Raw genomic sequence first — 21,737 nt, 5'->3', positions numbered from 1 at the left:
CAGTGAAGAGTAGTAGTATCGCTATATCCTCAGCTTTACATATATCATTAGTTGTTCTTACAGCTTTAAGTTTGCCTTTTCTCTCAAAAAAACCCATTGATATTCCACCCATAGTCTCTGTTGAATTAATTCAAATAACAGAAGAAACAAATATTCCTTTTGCGCCTAAAGCAAAAAAAATTATTGAAAAAGTAAAAGAAAAAGAAAAAAAACTGGTTTCAGAACAAGCTCCACCGAAAAAAGTAAAAAAAACCAAAACTAAGACTGTTGTCTCAGAGAAAAAAAACAAAACGATAGAAAAACAAAATCCTGAAGCTGTCCCTTTGCCAGATAAAGAGGTAAAAAAATTAAAGACCAAAGAGGAAAAAAAACAAAATCCAGAAAAAGTGGATAATGAAGTAAAGCAAGTATCTGAGTTTGAAAAAAAAGATTTATTTGATCCAAACAATATTGCAGCATTAATAGATAAATCAAAAGAAGAAACAGCAGAAAAAGTGAAAACCAATAATGATGTTACTCAAGATCAAGTGAGAAACATTGAAAACTCTAAACTAACTTTAAGTGAGGAAGATGCTTTAAAGGCCCAAATATTTGGTTGTTGGAGCATACCTTTAGGTTTGCCTTATGATGAAAATTTACTAGTTAGAATAAAGTTAAAGCTTAAACCAGATGGTTCAGTCACCAAAACTGAGATTTTAGATCATGCTAGAATGAATAAACCTGGACAAGGTTTTTATAAAGTCTTAGCAGAAAGTGCCTTAAGAGCAGTAAGATTATGTCAACCTTTGAGAGTTCCAGCTTCTGGTTACGAGAGATGGAAAGAATTACAATTAAATTTTGATGCAAGAGAGATGTTAGGAGGTTAGTATAAAGAATTTATGATTAAAAAATTTATAATTTTCATTTTTGTTTTTTTTCCATTAAAAGCTTTAGCGTTAATTGAAGTTGATATTACAAGGGGAAATTTAAACCCTCTTCCACTTGCAGTCTCACCATTATCAATAGATGAAACGTCTAGAAAAAATTTTGAGCAAATTTTAGATAAAGAGAACATTGGATCTGAAATATCATTAATTGTTGAAAATAATTTAAGAACTTCAGGTTTATTTAATCCTTTGGATAAAAAAGCATTTTTACAAGCTCCAGATATAGCAAATTTAAAACCAAGATTTGAGGATTGGAATTTAATTAAAGCTCAAGCTCTTATCACCGGTAAAGTAAATTTTATTAATGATAAATTAAGAGTTGAGTTTAGACTTTGGGATGTGCTTGCTGCAAAAGAGATGATGGCTTTAGCATTTACAACTGTACCAACAAATTGGAGAAGAGTTGGGCACATAATATCAGATAAAGTATATGAGAGGTTAACAGGAGAAAAAGGGTATTTTGATACAAGAATAATTTATGTAGCTGAAGAAGGACCAAAAACACAAAGAATAAAAAAATTAGCTATCATGGATCAAGATGGTGCAAATAACAAATTTCTAACTTTAGGAAATGAGCTTGTACTTACTCCACGATTTAACCCTGCTAGCCAAATGGTTACTTATCTATCTTATTTTAAAAATATGCCACGTGTTTATCTTTTAGATATTGAAACCGGAACACAGGAAGTAGTTGGAGATTTTCCTGGAATGACATTTGCTCCTAGATTTTCACCTGATGGTAAAAAAATAATCATGAGTTTCGCAAAAGATGGAAAATCAGATATTTATACAATGAATTTAGAAACTCGATTAGTAGAGAGAATAACAAATCATCCTTCAATTGATACATCACCTTCTTATTCTCCAGATGGAAAATATATAACTTTTAACTCTGACAGAAGTGGTTACCAACAAATTTATGTCATGAAAAATGATGGAAGTGACGTGAAAAGAATTTCTTTTGGTAATGGTTTGTACGGAACACCAGTTTGGTCTCCTAGAGGTGATTTAATTGCATTTACAAAATTACATAAAGGAAAATTTTATATTGGAGTGATGAGAACGGATGGAACTGGTGAAAGATTGTTAACAGAAAACTATTATCAAGAGGCCCCATCTTGGTCACCCAATGGAAGAGTTTTGATATTTTATAGAGAAACAAAAACTAATTCTAAAGGCGAAGGTTTTTCTGCTAAATTATGGTCTATTGATTTAACTGGTTATAATGAAAGATTGATAACAACTGAGACGGACGCATCTGACCCATCTTGGTCGTCTTTATTAAGTAATTAATATCATTTTATCTTTAAATACGATGAAATTTCTTGATTTTTTGGGTTGAAACATCTAATTAGTTGTGAAAAAAATAGTATTTGAAAAAGCAGCAAGGAGCAAATTAATGAGATTAAACAAAATTTTCAAAAACACGTTATTAGTTATTTCAGCTGGAATAATCTTAACAGCGTGTGCAACAAAAAAAGAGGTAGCTGTAGAGGCGCCAAAAGAAGAAACTAAAAAAGAAGAAGTAACTAAAATTGAAAAAATCGCAGGTCAAATGCAAGGAGACGTTTACGTTGGAACAGATAGCGTAAAATATTTAGCAGATGGTGTTGCTGATAGAGTGTTCTTTGCAACTAACGAATCTATATTAACTACAGCTTCAAGAGAAACTTTAAGAGCTCAAGCTGCTTGGTTAAGAGAAAATTCTAACATCACTGTAGTTTTAGAAGGTCATGCAGATGAAAGAGGAACAAGAGAATATAACTTAGCACTTGGAGAAAGAAGAGCTAACGCTGCAAAAGATTATCTAATGACTTATGGTGTTTCATCAGACAGAATTACTGTAATCAGTTATGGTAAAGAAAGACCTGTTGACTCAGGATCAAATCCTTTAGCATGGTCTAAAAACAGAAGATCAGTTACTGTTAAAGCAAACTAAAGAATTTTTAAAAAAGACCCTAAAATTAAAAACTTTTAGGGTCTTTTTTTTGCCTTTTTATAATCATATAAAAATTTAATGAGATCACTTTTTAGATCAACATTATTTAATTTAATAATAATATTAAATTTCTTTTTTTCGGGAATTGCTTACTCAGATAACCATAATATTTATGAAATTTTAGATTTAATTAAAAAAGATTTAAAAACTCTTGAAAGAGCCGTTTACTCAGGATCAATAGAAATAGAAAGTACAACAAATAATCAATCAGTATCAAGTCTTGATAATAATTCTGAGGATGTCTTAACTAGACATTTGTTAAAGTTATCAGAGGTGGAGGAGCAGTTTAGAGAACTTACTAATAAATTTGAGGAAATTAATTTTAAGCTTGATAAACTTTCGAACAGAGTATCCAAGCTACAGTCTGATAATCAGATAAGGTTTCAAGATATAGAAAATGATTTAAGTTCTGTTAATGTAATTGATAGCAGTCAACAACTCAGTTCTGCGCCTAAAATTGAGAAGCAAATTCTTCCTGGAAGCTCGCAGCCTCAGGACTTAGGTACAATTTCTTATAAAGATATGGAAACTTCAGAGGAGAATCAACAGATTCAATCGGTTGATACTACAGCTTCTATTGTAGAAGAAACTTTTCAAGCTGAAGATAAAATTTTACCAATAGATTTAACTCCAAAAGAACAATATGAATTTGCAACAAGTTTCTTAAAAGTTGGAGATTACAGTACAGCAGAAAGAGCTTTTAGAGAATTTGTGTTATCAAATCCTGAAGATGAATTAGCAGGTAGTGCTCAATATTGGTATGCAGAAACTTTCAGAATAAGACAACTTTATACTGATGCTGCTTCAGCTTATCTCGAAGGATATCAAAAATATCCAAAAGGAAAGAAAGCTCCAATAAATTTATTAAAACTTGGAGTTTCAATGGTTCAAATTGGTGAAAAAGATCAAGGCTGTAAGATGATTAATGGTGTAGAGTTGCAGTATCCAAACGCAAATCAGTCTGTAATACAAAAAGCAAAATATGAGTCTAAAAAATTTGAATGCGTCAAGCAAGATTCATAAACAACTTCTTAATAAGCTAAGAGATAAAAGAATTTATAAAATCTATAATAAATTTGAAAATAATTTAAATTTAAATAATGATTTTACAGTTGCTGTGTCAGGTGGCCCTGATAGTCTTGCTTTAGCTTTTTTTTCAAAAATTTATTCAATTAAAAAATCTTTAAAAATTAAATACTTTCTAGTTGACCATAAATTGAGAAATAATTCATCTGTAGAAGCTTTATTTGTAAAAAATCTTTTGAAGGATTTTTCTATAGATTTAGATATTTTAAAATGGAATGGTAAAAAACCCAAAAATAATATCCAATCTCTTGCAAGAAAAAAAAGATATAATCTCTTAATTAACCAATCAAAAAAATTTAAAATTAATCATATTTTATTTGGTCATCATGAAGATGATGTTTATGAAAATTTTTTAATTAGGCTTTTAAGAGGTAGTGGTTTAAAGGGTATCGTATCTTTAGACAAAACGACTTTAATTAATAATGCAAATATCTTAAGACCTTTAATAAACGTTGAAAAAAAAGATTTAATCTACATCTCAAAAAAGGTGTTTAATAAATATGTAGAAGACCCTTCGAATGAAGATGAAATTTTTACAAGAGTGAGAGTAAGAAATTTAATTAAAAATCTTGAAAGTGAAGGTTTGGATAAAAGTAAATTCAAATTATCAATTAGTAATTTAAAAAGTGTAGACCAATCAATCCAGTTTTTTTGTGAAAAAAATTTAAAAGAAAATTCGATTATTTCTCAAAATAAAGTTGTATTAAAAGAAGAATTTTTTAATTTTCCTCAAGAAGTTTTGTTCAGGTCATTTTCAAAGATCTTACAGTTAGTTGGGAAAAAGTATTTTCCGCCCAGAGGTAAAAAAATTACCAATATTTTAGAAAATCTACAGAGTAAAATTAATTTTAAGTCTACACTTGGGAATTGTGTAATTAAAAAAATCAAGAAAACTGTAATTGTATATAAAGAGCGTTAATATCACTAAATTTATAGTTATTTTGTCACTTGTTTAATTTGCAATAATTCTTATCTTTACACTATGAATTTTAAAAATCTGGCTATGTGGGGAATAATAGTTTTTTTAACTATTGGTCTTTATAACATGTTTAAAAATCCTCAATCAAATATTAGAGGAGGAAATCAAATAATTTTTTCAGATTTTTTAACTTCAGTTGAAAATGGAGAAGTTTTAAAAGTTGAGATACAGGGAAACAACATAAAGGGTGTTTACTCAAATGGAAATTCATTTTCAACTTATGCTCCAAACGATCCAAATTTAATTGAAAAATTATCAGACAAAGGAGTAAGTATTTCAGCAGCTCCGTTAGAAGAAAAAATGCCATCTTTATTTGGCGTACTACTTTCTTGGTTCCCAATGCTTTTATTAATTGCTGTTTGGATATTTTTTATGCGACAGATGCAAGGTGGAAAAGGTGGAGCAATGGGATTTGGCAAGTCAAAAGCTAAGATGATGAATGAACTTAAAGGCAAAGTAACATTTAATGATGTTGCTGGAGTAGAAGAGGCAAAAGAAGAAGTAGAAGAAATTGTAGAATTTTTAAAAGACCCTAAAAAATTTAGTAGACTTGGTGGAAAGATACCTAGAGGTGCTTTATTGGTTGGACCTCCAGGAACGGGAAAAACTTTGTTAGCAAGAGCTATTGCAGGTGAAGCAGGAGTTCCTTTCTTTACTATCTCTGGTTCAGATTTTGTTGAAATGTTTGTTGGTGTTGGAGCATCAAGAGTAAGAGATATGTTTGAACAAGGTAAAAAAAATTCTCCGTGCATAATATTCATTGATGAAATAGATGCAGTTGGAAGAAGTAGAGGTGCAGGTTTAGGTGGAGGTAATGATGAAAGAGAGCAAACTTTAAACCAATTATTAGTAGAGATGGATGGGTTTGATACTAATGAGGGAGTTATCATAATTGCAGCAACAAATAGACCTGATGTTCTTGATCCAGCACTATTAAGACCTGGAAGATTTGACAGACAAGTAGTTGTTTCGAACCCAGATATTATTGGAAGAGAAAAAATTTTAAAAGTCCATGTGAAAAAAATTAAGATGGCACCCGATGTAAATTTAAGAACTATTGCAAGAGGGACCCCCGGTTTTTCAGGAGCAGATTTAGCTAACTTAGTCAATGAAGCTGCTTTATTAGCAGCTAGAAAAAATAAAAGAATTGTAACTTTATTAGAATTTGAAGAGGCAAAAGATAAAGTATTAATGGGTGCTGAAAGAAGATCAATGGTAATGACTGAGGATGAAAAAAAACTTACCGCATATCACGAAGGTGGCCATGCTTTAGTCTCGTTTAATATGCCTAGTTATGATCCAATTCACAAAGCCACTATCATTCCAAGAGGAAGAGCTTTGGGAATGGTTATGAATTTACCAGAAAGAGATAAACATGGATATTCAATCAAATATTTAAAAGCTAGACTAGCAGTTTGTTTTGGAGGAAGAGTTGCAGAAGAATTAATTTTTGGAAAAGATAACATTTCTACAGGAGCAGGTGGAGGAAGTGGTTCAGATATTAATCAAGCTACTCAACTTGCAAGAGCGATGGTAACTAAATATGGTATGAGTGAGGAAATGGGTCCAGTTGAGTATGGAGAAAATCAAGAGGAAGTTTTCTTAGGTAGATCTGTTACTCAAACACAATCAGTTTCTGAAGAAGTTGCTCAAAAAATTGATAAGGAAATTAGGAAACTAGTCGACGAAGGATATAATCAAGCAAAGAAAATTTTGACTGAGAAAATTGACGATCTACATAAAATTGCTAAAGCATTAATTACTTACGAAACCTTAACAGGTGAAGAGATTGAGAACATAATTAACAAAAACTTATATCCAAAAGATAAAATTTTAGAAAATCAAGACTCAAAAGATGATCATGACTCGGCTTTAGGAGCCATGGGTCTAAAACCAAAAATTGTTCATTAATTTATAATGCAAAGATATTACACAAGAGCGTGTAATTTCTATTATGGTAATCAATCAAAAATTTTAGTAAGTAAAAAAAAAGCCATACCATTACATCAAATTAAGGAAATATCGTTTGATCATATTGAAATAATAACTAGAAAATCAAAGAAAAAAATTTCAATTAATCAAATAAAATATTTACCAAATGATTTAAAGAAAAAAGTTAATTTAGATTTAAAAAAAATTAAAACTAAAAAAAAAAATTTTTCTAACTTAGAATTTAAAAAAGTTCCAAATATACTAGGTGTCTTAAATCTTACCCCAGATAGTTTTTCTGATGGAGGAAAATTTAATACAAAACAAAGAGGAATAAGTCATGCTTTTAAACTATATAACGATGGCGCTGATTTAATCGATGTTGGAGGAGAGTCAACAAGACCAGGTTCAAAGACAGTAAATAAAGAAGATGAATGGAAAAGAATTAATGAAATCTTAAAATCTATTGTAAAAAAAATTCCGATTTCTTTGGATACTAGAAAATCTGATATAATGAAAAATGGAATTAAATTAGGTGTAAAACTAATTAATGATGTTTCAGGCTTAAGTTTTGATACAGAAACAATAAACGTATTAAAAAAAAATAAAGTTCCATTTGTCATTCAGCACACGCTTGGAACACCAGAAAATATGCAAAAAAATCCAAAATATAATAATGAATTACTAGATATTTATGATTTTTTTGAGGAGAAAATAAAACTTCTAAGGTCTAAAGGTATTAAACATAACAATATAATTTTAGACCCTGGAATAGGGTTTGGAAAAAAACTGAAACATAATATGAATTTAATCAGAAGTGTTTCTATTTTTCATTCTTTAGGATTTCCTATACTTGTAGGAAATTCTAGAAAAAGATTTATTAGAGATATTTCCAAAAAAAATGATAGCTTTACTAGAATTGGAGGAACAATATCGTCATCATTATATTTGATGACACAAGGAGTTCAGATTTTAAGAATTCATGATGTTAATGAAGTTATGCAAGCAATTAAAGTTTTTAAAGAGATAACAAACAAATAATGGCAAAAAAATATTTTGGAACAGATGGAATAAGAGGAGCTATTAATAGTAAAAATATTAATGGAGATATGTTTTTTAAGTTTGGACTAGCTAGTGGTACATATTTTAAATCCCAAAAGAAAAAAAAACAAACAGCAATAATAGCAAAAGATACAAGATTGTCAGGATATACACTTGAACCTGCGCTTGTTTCTGGTTTGGCTTCTGCTGGCATGCATGTTTACACATTGGGTCCTTTACCAACCAATGGATTAGCTATGCTTACAAAAGAAATGAAGGCTAATATGGGTATTATGATTACAGCTTCTCATAATCCTCATTATGACAATGGATTAAAATTATTTGGTCCTGATGGAATGAAATTATCAGATAAAATAGAAAAAAAAATAGAAGCTCTTATAGATAAAAAAATATCAAATAACCTTTCCAGTCCTGAAAAGTTAGGAAGAGTTAAAAGATTAGAAACAGGTACTAAACAATATATTAAAATATTAAAAAAAAATTTCACAAAAGAGTTCAATTTAAGAGGATTAAGAATTGTTATAGATTGTGCCAATGGTGCTGGTTATAAAGCAGGGCCTGAGTTATTAAAATCATTAGGCGCTAAAGTTATAGCAATAGGTGTAAACCCAAATGGTTTAAACATTAATAAAGATTGTGGCTCAACTTTTCCAAGAAAAATTAGAACAGCTGTAAAAAAATATAAAGCTCATATTGGCATTTCTTTAGATGGAGATGCTGATAGAATTATAATGTGCGATGAAAAAGGTAACATTGTAGATGGTGATCAAATAATAGCTGCTTTAGCTGCAAGATGGAAAAATAAAAAAATGCTAAAAGGTGGTGTTGTTGGAACTCTAATGTCGAATTATGGATTGGAAAAATATTTAAAATCTAAAAGAATAAAATTTTTAAGAGCTAATGTAGGCGATAGATATGTTAAAGAAAAAATGCAAAAATATAAATTTAATTTAGGTGGTGAACAATCAGGACATATTATTTTAGGTAAATTTGCAACAACTGGAGACGGGTTGCTTGTAGCTTTAGAAGTTCTTTTTGCTCTGAGAAAAGGTAAAAAAACGAGTGAATTTTTTCAGAGTTTTAAGAAAACTCCTCAATTATTAGAAAATATAACTGTTAAAGATAAAAATATTATTAATAAACCTGAAATAAAAAAAGTTATAAAACTCGCAGAAAAATTAATTCATGGTAAGGGAAGAGTTTTAGTTAGAAAATCGGGAACAGAAGCTAAAATTAGAGTGATGGCAGAAAGTGATAATAAAATACTTTTATCCAGATGTGTAAACATGATATCCAAAAAAATAAAATAAATTGAAACCAAATTCGAAAATTTTAATTATTGCGGGTTCAGATTCATCTGGTGGGGCTGGTATACAAGCTGATATTAAAACTGTTACAGCTCTAGGTTCTTATGCGATGACAGCTATAACTGCAGTTACAATTCAAAATACTACAGGTGTGAAATCAATAGTAGGCATCAATCCAAAAGAAATTTTCAATCAAATAGTTTTTACTTCAAAAGATATTAAGCCTGATGCAATCAAAATAGGAATGTTACACTCATCTAATGTTATCAAGATGGTAATTAAAGCATTAAATTTAATTAAAGTTAAAAGTATTATTTTAGACCCTGTCATGGTTGCAAAAGGTGGTGCCAAATTAATAGATAATAAAGCAATTAAGTTATTAAAATCGGAATTAATAAAAAAAGTTTCACTAGTTACCCCTAATATTCCTGAAGCTGAAATTTTGACTGAAACAAAAATCATATCTGTAGAAGATATGATTTACGCTGCAAATAAGCTTATGGAATTTGGAGCTAAAAATGTTCTTATTAAAGGTGGACATTCAAAAAATAAAATAGTTAAGGATGTTTTTGTTAATAAAAAAGATATTAAGATTTTTAATAGTACGCGTTATAAAACAAATAATACTCATGGCACAGGTTGTACTTTATCAACTGCAGTCACTACATTTGTATCGTGTGGAAAACCAGCAAAGAAATCTTGTGAGCTTGGAATTAAGTATGTAAATTCAGCTATTAAAACAAACCCAAATTATGGAAGAGGTCATGGTCCAATTAACCATCTCACTTCTATAAAAGTAAATAAAAAATTTAATTAATGAAAAACATAGTTGTTGTTGGATCTCAATGGGGTGATGAAGGAAAAGGTAAGATTGTTGATTGGTTATCTGAACAGGCAGATGTAGTTATTAGATTTCAAGGTGGTCATAATGCGGGCCACACTCTTGTTATTGATGGCGTTACTTATAAGCTAAGATTACTTCCATCTGGCATTGTTAGAAAAGGTAAAATATCAATAATTGGTAATGGTGTTGTTGTAGATCCTTGGGCCTTATTGGAAGAAATTGAAGAGATTAAATCTAAAGGTGTAGAAGTAGATGTAGATAACTTCATAATATCAGAATCTGCAAATCTGATTTTGCCATTCCATAGAGAAATGGATGAAATTAGAGAAGATACGGCAGGAAAAAGTAAAATAGGAACTACCAGAAGAGGAATTGGTCCTGCTTATGAGGATAAAGTAGGAAGAAGATCAATAAGGGTTATGGATTTAAGATCAGAAAAAAATTTAGATCAAAGATTAGATTCTGTATTGATACATCATAATGCAATCAGAAAAGGACTTGGAAAAAAAATTTTTGAAAAAGATCAACTTAAATCTGATTTACTCAAAATTGCTCCTAAAATATTAAAATTTTCACAGCCTGTATGGCTTAAAATTGATCAATTTAAAAAGCAAAAAAAGAAAATTTTATTTGAAGGTGCCCAAGGTATTTTACTTGATGTAGATCATGGAACTTATCCTTTTGTAACTTCATCTAATACAGTTGCTTCGAGCGCAGCTACTGGAACAGGCTGTGGTCCTAATTCAATAAACTATGTTTTAGGAATTACAAAAGCTTATACAACAAGAGTAGGGGAAGGGCCTTTTCCAACAGAACTAACTGATGAAGTAGGTGAACTTTTGGGCACACGTGGAAAAGAATTTGGAACTGTTACAAGTAGAAAAAGGAGATGTGGATGGTTTGATGGTGTTCTAGTAAGACAAACAATTAAAGTTTCAGGTATAGATGGTATAGCTTTAACAAAATTGGACGTTCTTGATGAATTAGATGAAATTAAAATGTGCGTTGCTTATGAACTAGATGGAGAAAAATTAGATTATTTGCCTGCTGCTGTAGAGGATCAAATCAAAATAAAACCAATTTACAAATCTTTTCCAGGCTGGAAAGTATCTACTAGTGGAATTAAAAATATGAACTCTCTTCCTGATAATGCAAAAAAATATATTTTTGCAGTAGAAGATTTTATAGGTGCCAAAATATCTAGTGTCTCTACTAGTCCTGAAAGAGATGATACTATTTTAATTGAAAATCCTTTTGAAACTTAATTTGCCGGTAATAAATTTTTAGATTTAGCAAGAAGTAGCATTTGTTTTTGAAGTTTTTCAAATGCTTTATTTTCTATTTGTCTAACTCTTTCTCTACTGATTTTATATTTTTTACTTAAATCTTCCAGGGTTGCTGGATCATCATTGAGTCTTCTTGAATATAATATCTCTCTTTCTCTATCATTAAGCACTGTAATAGAATCTTTTAACAAGTCTTTTCTTTGCTCCATTTCCTCATGTTGAGCAAATTTTAAATCATGATCAAGCTCTTTATCTACTAACCAGTCTTGCCATTCATCACCATCCTCTCCAACTTGAGCATTCAATGAAAACTCTTTTCCAGAAAGTCTTCTATTCATTGAAACAACTTCTTCTTTACTCACATCAAGTTTGTTAGCAATATGGTTTACGTGTTCATCCCTTAAATCACCTTCAGTTTCAGGAGATATTTGGTTTTTAATTTTTTTTAAATTGAAAAATAATTTTTTTTGAGCAGTTGTTGTTCCAATTTTTACAAGACTCCAAGATCTTAAAATATATTCTTGGATGGATGCTTTAATCCACCACATAGCATAAGTTGCTAATCTAAAACCTTTTTCAGGTTCAAATTTTTTAACAGCCTGCATCAGACCAACATTTCCTTCTGAAATCATTTCATTAATTGGCAGACCATAGCCCTTGTATCCCATAGCAATTTTTGCAACTAATCTTAAGTGACTAGTTACTAATTTTTCAGCAGCTTTAATATTTCCAGTTGTTTTCCAATTTTTGGCTAACATATATTCTTCTTCTGCGGCCAACATTGGGAATTTTTTAATCTGTTCTAAATATGCAGAAAGACCACCCTCATTGGATAGTGTAGGAAGATTGTTGCTCATAGTCGTGCTCATAGCAGAGTTTATTTAGTTAATTATACTTAATTTTCAATAATTTATTCTTCAATGTTTCTAAGCATTTTTAAAATATTATTTAGTTCTTGAGGCAAAATTGAGGTAAAAATCAGCTCTTTCTGAGTTCTGGGATGAACAAAGCCTAAAGTCTTTGCGTGTAGAAATTGTCTGTCTAAATTTGTAATTGAATTTTGAATGTCAAAATCAACGTTTTTTAATTTTTTATATTTTTTTTTATATTTGTCATCACCAACTAAACTATTTCCTTTATAGTTCATGTGCACTCTGATTTGATGAGTTCTGCCAGTTTCTAATTTGCATTCGACTAAACTTAATGTAGGTATTTTTTTATTTTCGAAAATTTCAATTGTTTTATAGTTTGTTACAGCTTTCTTACCCTTTGAACTGCTCACTTCCATAAGTTGTCTGTTTTTTGAACTACGAGTAATAAATGTTTCTATCCTACCAAAAGATGGTCTTAGCTTTCCCCATATTAAAAGTTGGTATTCTCTAATAATTGTGTGCTTACTGAATTGTTTTGATAAATTTTCATGGGTCTCATTATTTTTTGCCACAACAACTAAACCTGAAGTATTTTTATCAATTCTATGGACAATTCCTGGTCTTAATTCATCCCCAATAGTTGATAAAGATTCTTTATCGTAATGCATCAATGCATTTACAATTGTTTTGTCATAATTGCCTGCTCCAGGATGCATTATAATTCCTGAAGGTTTATCGATGACTAATAAATCAGAATCTTCATAAACAATATTTAATTTAAAATCATAAGGCTTTAGAGATGCAATCTCTGGTTCTGGAATCGTAAGATTTACAACATCACCAATCGAAACTTTTTTAGATGGACTTTTAATTATTTCATTATTTAGTTTTAATTTTTCTTTTAAAATTAAATTTTTAACTCTGGTTCTACTAATAATTTCGTCTCTTTTGTTAATTAATACATCTACTCTTAAATTCTTTTCTTCTTCTTCAACTATAAAATTAATGCTTTTTTCCATAAAATATAATATTAATACTAAATGCGCTTGTAGCTCAACTGGATAGAGCGCCAGATTTCGGCTCTGGAGGTTCAGGGTTCGACTCCTTGCAGGCGCACCATTTACTCTCCAATATTAATTAATGTCCCTTTTTCTCTAGCTTTATCAAACGAAAAATAAAAAGTTGCTATAGCAACTGTGAAATAAAATGCATTTAATGAAAGTGCGATACGAATATTTTCATAGCTAACAATTCCATTGACCAAGATATTTCTGGTTTCTTCAAATATATAAACTAATGGCAATGCGAAAGCTATTGATTGAAATATTTCAGGTAAAATTTCAACTGGATAATAGATACAGCCAAAAGGTGCCAATAAAAACATTGTAGACCATGCAATATTCTCAAAAGATGGCCCAAATCTTAGCAACCCAGCTGATACAAAAAGCCCCAAAGTAATTCCAAAAATGTACAAACTTAAAAAAAGAAAAGCTAATGGTAATCCCAAGTTTAATATAGATATGCCAAATAATGGTGAGGTTAAAAGTATCGCTGGAATTAATCCGATTAAAGCTCTTATTAAAGCGGTGATTACAAGTGCAGTAATTATTTCACTAATTTTCATTGGAGCAATAAATAAATTAGTAAAATTCCTACTCCAAATTTCTTCTAAAAATAACATATTAAAACCAATGCTTGTTCTAAAAAGAAAATCATAAAGAATTGCACAAGACAATATAACTCCAACAGCTCCACTATAGTATGAACTGTGTGCTGCAAAAAAATTGGAAATGAAACCCCAAAGAGTTATCTGTATGGAGGGCCAATATATTAAATCAAGTATTCTTGGGAACGATCTAGTAATTAAATAAAAATGCCTTAAAAATAATCCATATATTCTTGTAATATTCATTTATCTTTCCTAACAATTTCTAAAAAAACTTCTTCGAGGTTTTTTTGTCCATATTTTCTTATTAAATCTTCTGGAGTACCACTGTCTACGATAGTACCATCTTTCATCATCATAACAGAATTACATAATCTTTTTACTTCATCCATGTTATGAGAAGCCAGCAAAACAGATATTTTTTTTTCTTCTTTATACTTTTCTAAAAAGGTTCTAATAAAATCTGCTGTTTCGGGGTCTAGAGCAGCAGTTGGCTCATCTAACAAGAGCACAGTAGGATCATTAATTAATGCTTTCGCAAGACTGACCCTATTTTTTTGTCCTGATGACAGCTCTCCTGTAATTTTATCTAAAAGATCTCCCAATCTTAATTTTTCTGAGAGAAAATTAATTCTCTCATTTAAATTTTGAATATTATATAGTTTCCCATACACAATTAAATTTTGGTTTACTGTTAATTTTTTAGGCAATTCAATATAGGGAGAAATAAAATTCATTTTGTGTAGAATTGAAATCTTATTACTTTCAATATTTTTACCGTTAATTAATACTTGGCCATTTGTGGGTTTTAATAATCCTAGTATCATTCCGATTGTTGTTGTTTTTCCGCAACCATTTGGACCTAACAGTCCTACTATTTCATTTTCATTAATTTTAAAATTTATATTATTAACTGCATTTTTAGTCTTATATAATTTTGATAGATTTATGACTTCTATTGAGTTTTTCATTTGAAGTTTGATGCTCTCTTGAGTCTGTCGTTTATTGTTTTTCCAATTCCTTCATTTGGTATTTTTTCTACAGCTATTGATTTATATTTATCTTTTTTTATTTTCCTCAAAACACTATACAGGTTTCTGGCAGCTTCATTTAAGTTATTTGTTTTGCTTAAATAATAAATATCTTTAGATATATTTTCTCTTTTTTTTAATAGTACAAAAGCTTCATTTTTTTTGTTTTTTTTTGCATTCATTCTTAAAGGTAATCCTGGAGAATAGTGTAAAGGAAAAAGACCAGGAGAAATTTTATCTTTTGAATTTATATTAATTACTATTTTTTGATTTAAAGTTTTTTTAATCTTTGAAACACTCAATCCTCCATATCTTAGTAATCTAGGTTTATTTGTTATATTTAATATTGTAGACTCGACACCAATTTTACAAACACCACCATTCAAAATAAATTTTATTTTGTTGCCAAATTCTTCTTTGACGTCTGCTGCTTTTACAGCACTTAATCTTGAAGAAATATTAGCACTTGGTGCTGCAACTGGATATTTTAAATTTTTGAGTAATTTTCTAAATAAAGGATGTTTTGGAAATCGTATAGCAACTGTTTTTTTATTATTAGTTACAAACTTAGATATTTTAGAATTTTTTTTGAGCTTCAATATATATGTTATTGGTCCTGGAGAAAATTTTTTATAAAGTTTAATAAAATTATCATTTATCTCGCAGTCTTCTGAAATTTTTTTTAAATTATAGTAGTGAACAATTAGTGGATTGTTAGTAGGTCTTCTTTTTAGGTTAAAAATTTTTTTAACAGCAGTGTCCGAGTATGCGTTGCCTGCGAGTCCGTAAACAGTTTCTGTTGGAACAGCTACACAATGACTTTTATCTAAGTAATTTTTCGCTTTTTTGATGTTTGATTGAATATTTTTCATGTAATAGTAATGATTAATATATGAAAGATAAAAATTTACCACTCGATTATGATAATAGAACGCTTGAAGAGTTAACAGATGAAGCAAATCAAATGATAAAGTCTTTAGAAGAAAAAGATGACCTAGACAATTCTGTAGAAAGCTATCAAGAGTTACTAAAATTAAATAATTTAATTGAAAAAAAATTTCAAAAAAATTTAAGATCTATTAGTGAAAATACAAATAAAAAAATTAAGGATATCATTAAGAGAAAGTGAAAAATCAACTTAATAAAATTGCAAAAGATACCAATTTATTCTTGAAAAAATATATTCAGGAACAAGAAAATTCCAAATTAATTTATGCAATGAAGTATGGATTATTTCCTGGAGGAAAAAAAATTAGATCTAAAATATTAATTGATATTGGATCGTTATTCTCAATTAACTATCACACATTAATTGCTATAGGCGCTGCTGTAGAATGTATTCATGCTTATTCTCTTATTCATGATGATTTACCATGCATGGATAATGATAATATGAGAAGAGGTAAACCATCAACTCATATTAAATTTGGTGAGTCGACAGCTGTCCTCGCTGGAAATTCATTATTAACAATGGCTTTTGAAATTTTAACTAGTTCCAAGATAAAGTTGAGGGACAAAATTAAAGTTAAATTAGTAGATAAACTTTCTATGTGTTCAGGACATTTGGGTATAGCGGGTGGTCAATATTTAGATTTAGATTTTGAAAAAAAGAAAGTTTCAAAAAAACAAATTATAGAAATGGAAATTAAAAAAACAGGAAAACTTTTTAGTTTTTGTTGTGCAGTACCAGCAATCATTAAGGAGAAAAGTCTAAAGGAAATAAAATTTTTTGAGAGTCTTGGTTCTGATATTGGTCTTCTTTTTCAAATAGCAGATGATTTAATAGATTTTAAAGGTAATTCTAAAATTGCTGGGAAGAGAACAAAAAAAGATCAAAAAAAAGGCAAAGCTACGCTTATAAGTTTGCTAGGTTATGATGCTTCAATCAAATATTGTGGTAAGATTATTTCAGATATTAATAGAAATTTAAAAATTTATGGTTCAAAATCAGAAAATTTAAACGATACATTAGAATTTATATTGAATAGAAATAAATGAAAAATAATTACAAGTTTTTAGATAATATTAACTTTCCATCCGATTTAAGAAAAGTTTCTGAAAATGATTTACAACAAGTAGCTGATGAAGTTAGAGAAGAGATGATCAGTGCAGTATCTAAAACTGGTGGACATTTAGGTGCAGGTCTAGGGGTTGTTGAGCTGACTGTAGCTCTGCACTATGTTTTTGACACACCCAATGATAGATTAATTTGGGATGTAGGACACCAAGCATACCCACATAAAATTTTAACAGGAAGAAAACAAAAAATTACAACCTTAAGACAAGGCAACGGTTTATCAGGTTTTACTAAAAGATCTGAGAGTGAGTATGACCCATTTGGTGCAGCTCATAGTTCCACATCTATATCATCTGCACTTGGCATGGCTGAAGCAAATAAATTAGAAAATAAATCTTCAAATGTAATAGCTGTTATTGGAGATGGCGCGATTAGTGCTGGTATGGCATATGAAGCTATGAATAATGCTGGCGCATCAAAAACTAAAATGATCGTTATATTAAATGATAATGACATGTCTATAGCAAAACCAGTAGGAGCAATGAGAACATATTTAGCAAAGTTATTTACTGGAAAAATCTATTTTAGCTTAAGAGAAACTTTAAAATTAATCACCTCAGCTTTTTCAAAAAGATTTAGTGCTAAAGCTGGTAAGGCAGAAGATTTTTTTCGTTCTGCTGTCACCGGTGGAACACTATTTAGCTCACTTGGTTTTTATTATGCAGGACCAATAGATGGACATGATCTTTCCACACTTGTCCCTATTTTAAGAAATGCTAGAGACTCAAAGCATGAGGGTCCAATTATGATACATATTAAAACTCAAAAAGGAAAAGGATATTCTTATGCTGAAAAAGCTAGCGATCACTATCATGGAGTATCAAAATTTAATGTTGAAACTGGAGAGCAACAAAAAAGTGGTTCTAATTTACCTGCATATACAAAAGTTTTTGCAAATACACTTGTTAAGCATGCAAAAAAAGACAGTAAGATTGTTGGAATAACTGCAGCAATGCCAGATGGAACCGGTATGGATATCTTTGGCAAGGAATTTCCAAAAAGAATGTTTGACGTTGGTATAGCTGAACAGCATGCAGTTACTTTTGCTGCAGGTCTTGCAACAGAAGGGTATAAACCCTATGCCGCTATCTATTCTACCTTTCTTCAGAGAGCTTACGATCAAGTAGTGCATGATGTAGCAATACAGAGTCTACCTGTAAGATTTGCAATTGATAGAGCTGGATTAGTTGGCGCAGATGGATCAACGCATGCAGGGTCTTTTGATATTACTTATTTGTCAACTTTACCAAATTTTATCGTGATGGCAGCTAGTGATGAAGCTGAGTTAATAAAAATGATTAATACTTCGGTTGATATTAATGATAAACCCTGTGCAATAAGATATCCAAGAGGAACAGGTATTGGAGTTGAACTTCCTTCAATAGAGAAAAAAATAGAGATAGGTAAAGGAAAAATTATTCAGCAAGGAACTCAAGTTTGTTTGTTGAGCTTAGGAACAAGACTTGAGGAATGTAAAGTAGCTGCAGAAGAATTAAAAGCAAAGGGTATTTCAACAACAATTATAGATGCCAGATTTGCAAAACCCTTAGATGAAGATTTAATTTTAAAATCTGCAAGGGAACATGAATTAATGATTACAATTGAGGAAGGTTCTATAGGAGGATTTGGTTCCCATGTTAAAAATTTATTAGCTGAAAAAGGGATATTTGATAAAGGGTTAAAATTTAGATCCATGACTCTTCCAGATGAATTCATAGAGCAAGATAATCCAAAAAATATGTATGATATTGCTGGACTTAATAGTCCACAAATTACAAAAAAAGTTTTAGAAGTTTTATTTAATAAGGATTCAATTAGAGTAGTAAAAAACTAATTAGTTATCCGCACTGAGCCTGATTCATAAGGTAGTGGTCTAATAAAACACAATTCATCATAGCTTCTCCAACTGGAACAGCTCTTATTCCTACGCAAGGGTCATGTCTACCTTTAACTGATATTGTGGTATTTTTTCCGAATTTATTAATAGTTTTTCTTGTAGTTAAAATTGAAGATGTAGGCTTAACTGCAAATGATGCTATTATTTCTTGCCCAGAAGAAATTCCACCTAAGATCCCACCTGCATTATTAGAGTTAAATTTTAATTTATTATTTTTTAATGATATTTCGTCAGAGTTTTGCTCGCCACTTAGTTGTGCAGAATTCATTCCAGCACCAACATTTACTCCTTTAACTGCATTAATGCTCATAAACGCTGATGCGATATCAGAATCTAATTTTGAATAAATAGGCGCACCAAGACCTGCAGGAATACCTCTTGCTCTTACCTCTATTACAGCACCACATGATGACCCTGATTTTCTTACACCAAGTAAATATTTTTCCCATAATTTAATCATAGACTTATCTGGACAAAAGAATGGATTTTTTGAAATAATTTTATCATTCCACTGTGACGTATCACATCCTAAGATTCCTAATTGAGTTACAGCACCTATAACTTTAAATTTTTTTCCTAATTTTTTTTTAAGTACTACTTTAGCTATAGCACCAGCCGCAACTCTTGAGGCCGTCTCCCTAGCTGAAGATCTTCCTCCACCTCTGTAATCTCTAATTCCGTATTTTTTGAAATAGGTAAAGTCTGCATGACCTGGTCTGAATTTATCTTTTATATTTCCATAATCTTTAGATCTCATGTCTTTATTATAGATAATTAAAGAAATTGGTGTGCCAGTAGTTTTTCCCTCAAATACACCTGAAAGTATTTGGACTTTATCATCTTCCTTTCTTTGTGTGGTAAATTTTGATTGTCCAGGTTTTCTTTTGTCTAATTCTAATTGAATATCTTTTTCATCTAGATGTATGTTTGGAGGACAACCGTCAACAATGCAGCCAATAGCAGGTCCGTGAGATTCACCCCAAGTTGTGAAACGAAATAGCTTTCCAAAAGTGTTAAATGACATTATTTATATTATATAGATTATTTTGTTTAAATTATGAATGAAAAAAACCAACTTGGTATTAATAGCTGCTTTTTAAATTTAGATGATCCAATTAAGTTATTTGAAATATGGATGGAAAAAGCTAAACAGACTGAACCAAATGATCCAAATGCAGTTGCGCTAGCAACTTCAAGTAAAAATAATGTTCCATCAGTAAGAATGGTGCTCCTTAAGGATTTTAATAGAGATGGATTTGTTTTCTACACTAATTTAAATAGTCGAAAAGGTAATGAACTAAAGGAAAATCCTAACGCTTCAATGTGTTTTCATTGGAAAAGTCTTTTAAGACAAGTCAGAATTACTGGGAATGTAACTTTAGTTTCTGATGATGTTGCAGATGAATATTATTCTTCCAGAGCATATGAAAGTAGAATTGGTGCATGGGCATCAAATCAGAGCCAAGAATTAAAAAATCGAGATGAATTAATAAATTCAATTAAAGAGTATAAAAATAAATATTCTGATGAAACAAAAGTTCCAAGACCAAAACACTGGTCTGGATGGAATTTAAATCCACAAAATATAGAGTTTTGGTTAGATGGAGAAAATAGAATTCATGAAAGATTGCTCTACACAAAAAGCCATAATGGATTATGGAATAAGTCTTTATTAAGTCCTTAAAAATTTCTCGCTAAACTAAAAGATGTAAGTTTTTTAAGAATTTCTTTTTCTTTAGTATCCCTGAATACACTCAAAGAATTTGATGCTAAATTAATATAGTGCTGAGCCTTTTGGTAGCATTCATTTATAATCTTATATTTATTAATTAAAAATATAATATTATTAAAATCTTCGCTTGTTCTCTTTTTTTTATTAAATACTTCTTTTAGCCTATTTTTTTCATTGTTTTCTAATTTTTGGTAAAGCAAGATTATTGGTAAAGTCACCTTTCCTTCAAAAAAATCTTTTCCTATTTTTTTTCCAAATAACTTTAATTCAGAATTATAATCTAATGTGTCATCTGCAATTTGAAAAGTTAACCCTAAATTCCTTCCATAAAATTCTAGCGCATCTTTTTCTTTATTTTCTACTTCGGCTAAAATTGCACCTACTTTTGTTGAAGCAGCAAATAGTTCTGCAGTTTTGGCAGAGATAATTTTTAGATATGTTTCTTCAAGCATATCAACTTCATTATTATGTTGTAGTTGTAATACTTCTCCCTGGGCAATTTTAGATGAAGTTGATGATAATAATTTTAATACCTCTAAGTTTCCATCTTCCACCATCATCTCAAAACATCTACTTAAGAGATAATCTCCAATTAAAACCGAGGAATGATTACTCCATATTTTATTTAAAGTTTCTTTACCTCTTCTAATCTCACCTTCATCGATAACATCATCATGCATCAAAGTGGCACTGTGAATAAGTTCTACACAAGCTGCTAAATTTATATCCCTTGAACCTTTTGAGTAACCACATAATTTAGCACTTCCTAATGTCAATAAAGCCCTAAGTCTTTTACCACCAGTTTCTATATGATAATTAGTCATTTTTTGAACTAATTGAACATCACTGCTTAATTTAGATTTTATTCTTTCTTCAGTCAAAGCTAGTTTTTCTTCAACAGAATTCTTCAATTGGAAATATGAATTATTTATCTGGTTTTTAAGCTGTACTACAGTTCCCATATTAATTTTAAATTAATATAAATAAGCTATATTTATTACTTATCATTTGACGCACCTATTTCTTCAATTATAAGTAGTCTTT

Annotated in this window: 21 protein-coding genes and 1 tRNA gene; 15 read left to right on the top strand and 7 right to left on the bottom strand. The window is 30.0% G+C overall.

The annotated features are described in order from the left end of the window. Positions 1-2 precede the first annotated feature (2 nt). The 10 genes from ACTTA4_RS04620 (at position 3) to ACTTA4_RS04575 (ending at position 11,397) form a co-directional block, all read left to right on the top strand. The gene (locus ACTTA4_RS04620) at positions 3-866 is read left to right on the top strand and encodes an energy transducer TonB (protein WP_075506059.1); all 864 of its coding nucleotides are present in this window, start codon (positions 3-5) and stop codon (positions 864-866) included. A 12-nt stretch (positions 867-878) separates the two neighbouring features. After that, positions 879-2,219, top strand: a complete 1,341-nt coding sequence (tolB, locus tag ACTTA4_RS04615; protein ID WP_075506060.1) for a Tol-Pal system beta propeller repeat protein TolB — start codon at positions 879-881, stop codon at positions 2,217-2,219. A 106-nt stretch (positions 2,220-2,325) separates the two neighbouring features. Beyond that, on the top strand, positions 2,326-2,865 hold the full coding sequence (gene pal, locus ACTTA4_RS04610; RefSeq protein ID WP_440614677.1) for a peptidoglycan-associated lipoprotein Pal: 540 nt from the start codon (positions 2,326-2,328) through the stop codon (positions 2,863-2,865). Between the two features lie 78 nt (positions 2,866-2,943). Further along, positions 2,944-3,948, top strand: a complete 1,005-nt coding sequence (gene ybgF / locus ACTTA4_RS04605; protein WP_262590284.1) for a tol-pal system protein YbgF — start codon at positions 2,944-2,946, stop codon at positions 3,946-3,948. Then, entirely contained in the window at positions 3,908-4,930 is a 1,023-nt protein-coding gene (gene tilS / locus ACTTA4_RS04600) for a tRNA lysidine(34) synthetase TilS (protein ID WP_440633718.1), read from the top strand. The genes ybgF and tilS overlap by 41 nt, the downstream gene beginning before the upstream one ends. A gap of 63 nt (positions 4,931-4,993) precedes the next feature. Next, complete coding sequence (gene ftsH / locus ACTTA4_RS04595) at positions 4,994-6,901, top strand: ATP-dependent zinc metalloprotease FtsH (RefSeq protein WP_262590286.1); 1,908 nt, start codon at positions 4,994-4,996, stop codon at positions 6,899-6,901. 6 nt (positions 6,902-6,907) lie between these two features. Then, entirely contained in the window at positions 6,908-7,960 is a 1,053-nt protein-coding gene (gene folP / locus ACTTA4_RS04590) for a dihydropteroate synthase (protein WP_440613999.1), read from the top strand. Next, positions 7,960-9,291 (top strand): phosphoglucosamine mutase, encoded by a 1,332-nt coding sequence (glmM, locus tag ACTTA4_RS04585; RefSeq protein WP_262590288.1) that lies wholly within the window; start codon positions 7,960-7,962, stop codon positions 9,289-9,291. Before folP ends, glmM begins: the two co-directional genes overlap by 1 nt. A 1-nt stretch (position 9,292) precedes the next feature. Then, a complete protein-coding gene (gene thiD, locus ACTTA4_RS04580) occupies positions 9,293-10,105 on the top strand; it encodes a bifunctional hydroxymethylpyrimidine kinase/phosphomethylpyrimidine kinase (RefSeq protein ID WP_440633717.1) in 813 nt (270 codons plus the stop codon). Beyond that, positions 10,105-11,397 (top strand): adenylosuccinate synthase, encoded by a 1,293-nt coding sequence (locus tag ACTTA4_RS04575; RefSeq protein ID WP_440633716.1) that lies wholly within the window; start codon positions 10,105-10,107, stop codon positions 11,395-11,397. The genes thiD and ACTTA4_RS04575 overlap by 1 nt, the downstream gene beginning before the upstream one ends. Here ACTTA4_RS04575 and rpoH read toward each other — a convergent pair. Both rpoH and ACTTA4_RS04565 read right to left on the bottom strand, forming a co-directional pair. Beyond that, entirely contained in the window at positions 11,394-12,275 is an 882-nt protein-coding gene (rpoH, locus tag ACTTA4_RS04570; protein ID WP_440633715.1) for an RNA polymerase sigma factor RpoH, read from the bottom strand. The two genes, ACTTA4_RS04575 and rpoH, sit on opposite strands and share 4 nt — an antisense overlap. Before the next feature lie 53 nt (positions 12,276-12,328). Beyond that, entirely contained in the window at positions 12,329-13,309 is a 981-nt protein-coding gene (locus ACTTA4_RS04565) for an RluA family pseudouridine synthase (protein ID WP_440633714.1), read from the bottom strand. A gap of 23 nt (positions 13,310-13,332) precedes the next feature. Between ACTTA4_RS04565 and ACTTA4_RS04560 the strand changes: the two genes are divergently transcribed. Then, positions 13,333-13,409: transfer RNA gene (locus ACTTA4_RS04560), tRNA-Arg, on the top strand. Position 13,410: 1 nt separating this feature from the next. Here the strand turns inward: ACTTA4_RS04560 and ACTTA4_RS04555 are convergent. From ACTTA4_RS04555 to ACTTA4_RS04545, 3 genes are read right to left on the bottom strand one after another with little or no spacing between them, the layout of a single operon-like run. Then, positions 13,411-14,202, bottom strand: coding sequence for an ABC transporter permease (locus ACTTA4_RS04555; protein ID WP_440614004.1), 792 nt, complete (start codon positions 14,200-14,202; stop codon positions 13,411-13,413). Then, positions 14,199-14,927, bottom strand: a complete 729-nt coding sequence (locus ACTTA4_RS04550) for an ABC transporter ATP-binding protein (protein WP_440633713.1) — start codon at positions 14,925-14,927, stop codon at positions 14,199-14,201. The genes ACTTA4_RS04555 and ACTTA4_RS04550 overlap by 4 nt, the downstream gene beginning before the upstream one ends. Continuing rightward, positions 14,924-15,859 carry an L-threonylcarbamoyladenylate synthase gene (locus tag ACTTA4_RS04545; protein WP_440633712.1) on the bottom strand — a complete coding sequence of 312 codons (936 nt, stop codon included), beginning with the start codon at positions 15,857-15,859 and terminating at the stop codon, positions 14,924-14,926. Before ACTTA4_RS04545 ends, ACTTA4_RS04550 begins: the two co-directional genes overlap by 4 nt. A 20-nt stretch (positions 15,860-15,879) precedes the next feature. Here ACTTA4_RS04545 and ACTTA4_RS04540 point away from each other — a divergent pair, with 20 nt between their 5' ends. The 3 genes from ACTTA4_RS04540 to dxs are packed head-to-tail and all read left to right on the top strand — an operon-like array spanning position 15,880 to position 18,898. Beyond that, positions 15,880-16,116 (top strand): exonuclease VII small subunit, encoded by a 237-nt coding sequence (locus ACTTA4_RS04540; RefSeq protein ID WP_262590296.1) that lies wholly within the window; start codon positions 15,880-15,882, stop codon positions 16,114-16,116. Further along, positions 16,113-16,985, top strand: a complete 873-nt coding sequence (locus ACTTA4_RS04535; RefSeq protein WP_440618078.1) for a polyprenyl synthetase family protein — start codon at positions 16,113-16,115, stop codon at positions 16,983-16,985. The genes ACTTA4_RS04540 and ACTTA4_RS04535 overlap by 4 nt, the downstream gene beginning before the upstream one ends. Next, positions 16,982-18,898, top strand: coding sequence for a 1-deoxy-D-xylulose-5-phosphate synthase (dxs, locus tag ACTTA4_RS04530; RefSeq protein WP_440633711.1), 1,917 nt, complete (start codon positions 16,982-16,984; stop codon positions 18,896-18,898). The genes ACTTA4_RS04535 and dxs overlap by 4 nt, the downstream gene beginning before the upstream one ends. Before the next feature lie 4 nt (positions 18,899-18,902). On the opposite strand, the gene aroC is transcribed toward dxs, so the two are convergent. After that, positions 18,903-19,985: a chorismate synthase gene (aroC, locus tag ACTTA4_RS04525; RefSeq protein ID WP_440633710.1), complete on the bottom strand. Its 1,083-nt coding sequence runs from the start codon at positions 19,983-19,985 to the stop codon at positions 18,903-18,905. Positions 19,986-20,018: 33 nt separating this feature from the next. Here aroC and pdxH point away from each other — a divergent pair, with 33 nt between their 5' ends. Then, positions 20,019-20,645: a pyridoxamine 5'-phosphate oxidase gene (gene pdxH, locus ACTTA4_RS04520; protein ID WP_440633709.1), complete on the top strand. Its 627-nt coding sequence runs from the start codon at positions 20,019-20,021 to the stop codon at positions 20,643-20,645. Here the strand turns inward: pdxH and ACTTA4_RS04515 are convergent. Further along, complete coding sequence (locus tag ACTTA4_RS04515; protein ID WP_440633708.1) at positions 20,642-21,655, bottom strand: polyprenyl synthetase family protein; 1,014 nt, start codon at positions 21,653-21,655, stop codon at positions 20,642-20,644. The two genes, pdxH and ACTTA4_RS04515, sit on opposite strands and share 4 nt — an antisense overlap. Positions 21,656-21,737 lie beyond the last annotated feature (82 nt).

Origin of the sequence: Candidatus Pelagibacter sp. HIMB1485 (assembly GCF_052048055.1) — a bacterium.
Classification (GTDB): domain Bacteria; phylum Pseudomonadota; class Alphaproteobacteria; order Pelagibacterales; family Pelagibacteraceae; genus Pelagibacter.
The sequence above is the reverse complement of the archived record's forward strand: the minus strand, read 5'-3'. Positions and strand labels throughout refer to the sequence as shown.

What these genes read in the sequence shown, in the direction of transcription:
- tolB (WP_075506060.1), top strand. Translation starts at nt 879, where the DNA reads ATGATTAAAAAATTTATAATTTTCATTTTTGTTTTTTTTCCATTAAAA.
- pal (WP_440614677.1), top strand. Translation starts at nt 2,326, where the DNA reads ATGAGATTAAACAAAATTTTCAAAAACACGTTATTAGTTATTTCAGCT.
- ybgF (WP_262590284.1), top strand. Translation starts at nt 2,944, where the DNA reads ATGAGATCACTTTTTAGATCAACATTATTTAATTTAATAATAATATTA.
- tilS (WP_440633718.1), top strand. Translation starts at nt 3,908, where the DNA reads ATGAGTCTAAAAAATTTGAATGCGTCAAGCAAGATTCATAAACAACTT.
- ftsH (WP_262590286.1), top strand. Translation starts at nt 4,994, where the DNA reads ATGAATTTTAAAAATCTGGCTATGTGGGGAATAATAGTTTTTTTAACT.
- folP (WP_440613999.1), top strand. Translation starts at nt 6,908, where the DNA reads ATGCAAAGATATTACACAAGAGCGTGTAATTTCTATTATGGTAATCAA.
- glmM (WP_262590288.1), top strand. Translation starts at nt 7,960, where the DNA reads ATGGCAAAAAAATATTTTGGAACAGATGGAATAAGAGGAGCTATTAAT.
- ACTTA4_RS04575 (WP_440633716.1), top strand. Translation starts at nt 10,105, where the DNA reads ATGAAAAACATAGTTGTTGTTGGATCTCAATGGGGTGATGAAGGAAAA.
- rpoH (WP_440633715.1), bottom strand. Translation starts at nt 12,275, where the DNA reads ATGAGCAACAATCTTCCTACACTATCCAATGAGGGTGGTCTTTCTGCA.
- ACTTA4_RS04565 (WP_440633714.1), bottom strand. Translation starts at nt 13,309, where the DNA reads ATGGAAAAAAGCATTAATTTTATAGTTGAAGAAGAAGAAAAGAATTTA.
- ACTTA4_RS04555 (WP_440614004.1), bottom strand. Translation starts at nt 14,202, where the DNA reads ATGAATATTACAAGAATATATGGATTATTTTTAAGGCATTTTTATTTA.
- ACTTA4_RS04550 (WP_440633713.1), bottom strand. Translation starts at nt 14,927, where the DNA reads ATGAAAAACTCAATAGAAGTCATAAATCTATCAAAATTATATAAGACT.
- ACTTA4_RS04545 (WP_440633712.1), bottom strand. Translation starts at nt 15,859, where the DNA reads ATGAAAAATATTCAATCAAACATCAAAAAAGCGAAAAATTACTTAGAT.
- ACTTA4_RS04540 (WP_262590296.1), top strand. Translation starts at nt 15,880, where the DNA reads ATGAAAGATAAAAATTTACCACTCGATTATGATAATAGAACGCTTGAA.
- dxs (WP_440633711.1), top strand. Translation starts at nt 16,982, where the DNA reads ATGAAAAATAATTACAAGTTTTTAGATAATATTAACTTTCCATCCGAT.
- aroC (WP_440633710.1), bottom strand. Translation starts at nt 19,985, where the DNA reads ATGTCATTTAACACTTTTGGAAAGCTATTTCGTTTCACAACTTGGGGT.
- pdxH (WP_440633709.1), top strand. Translation starts at nt 20,019, where the DNA reads ATGAATGAAAAAAACCAACTTGGTATTAATAGCTGCTTTTTAAATTTA.
- ACTTA4_RS04515 (WP_440633708.1), bottom strand. Translation starts at nt 21,655, where the DNA reads ATGGGAACTGTAGTACAGCTTAAAAACCAGATAAATAATTCATATTTC.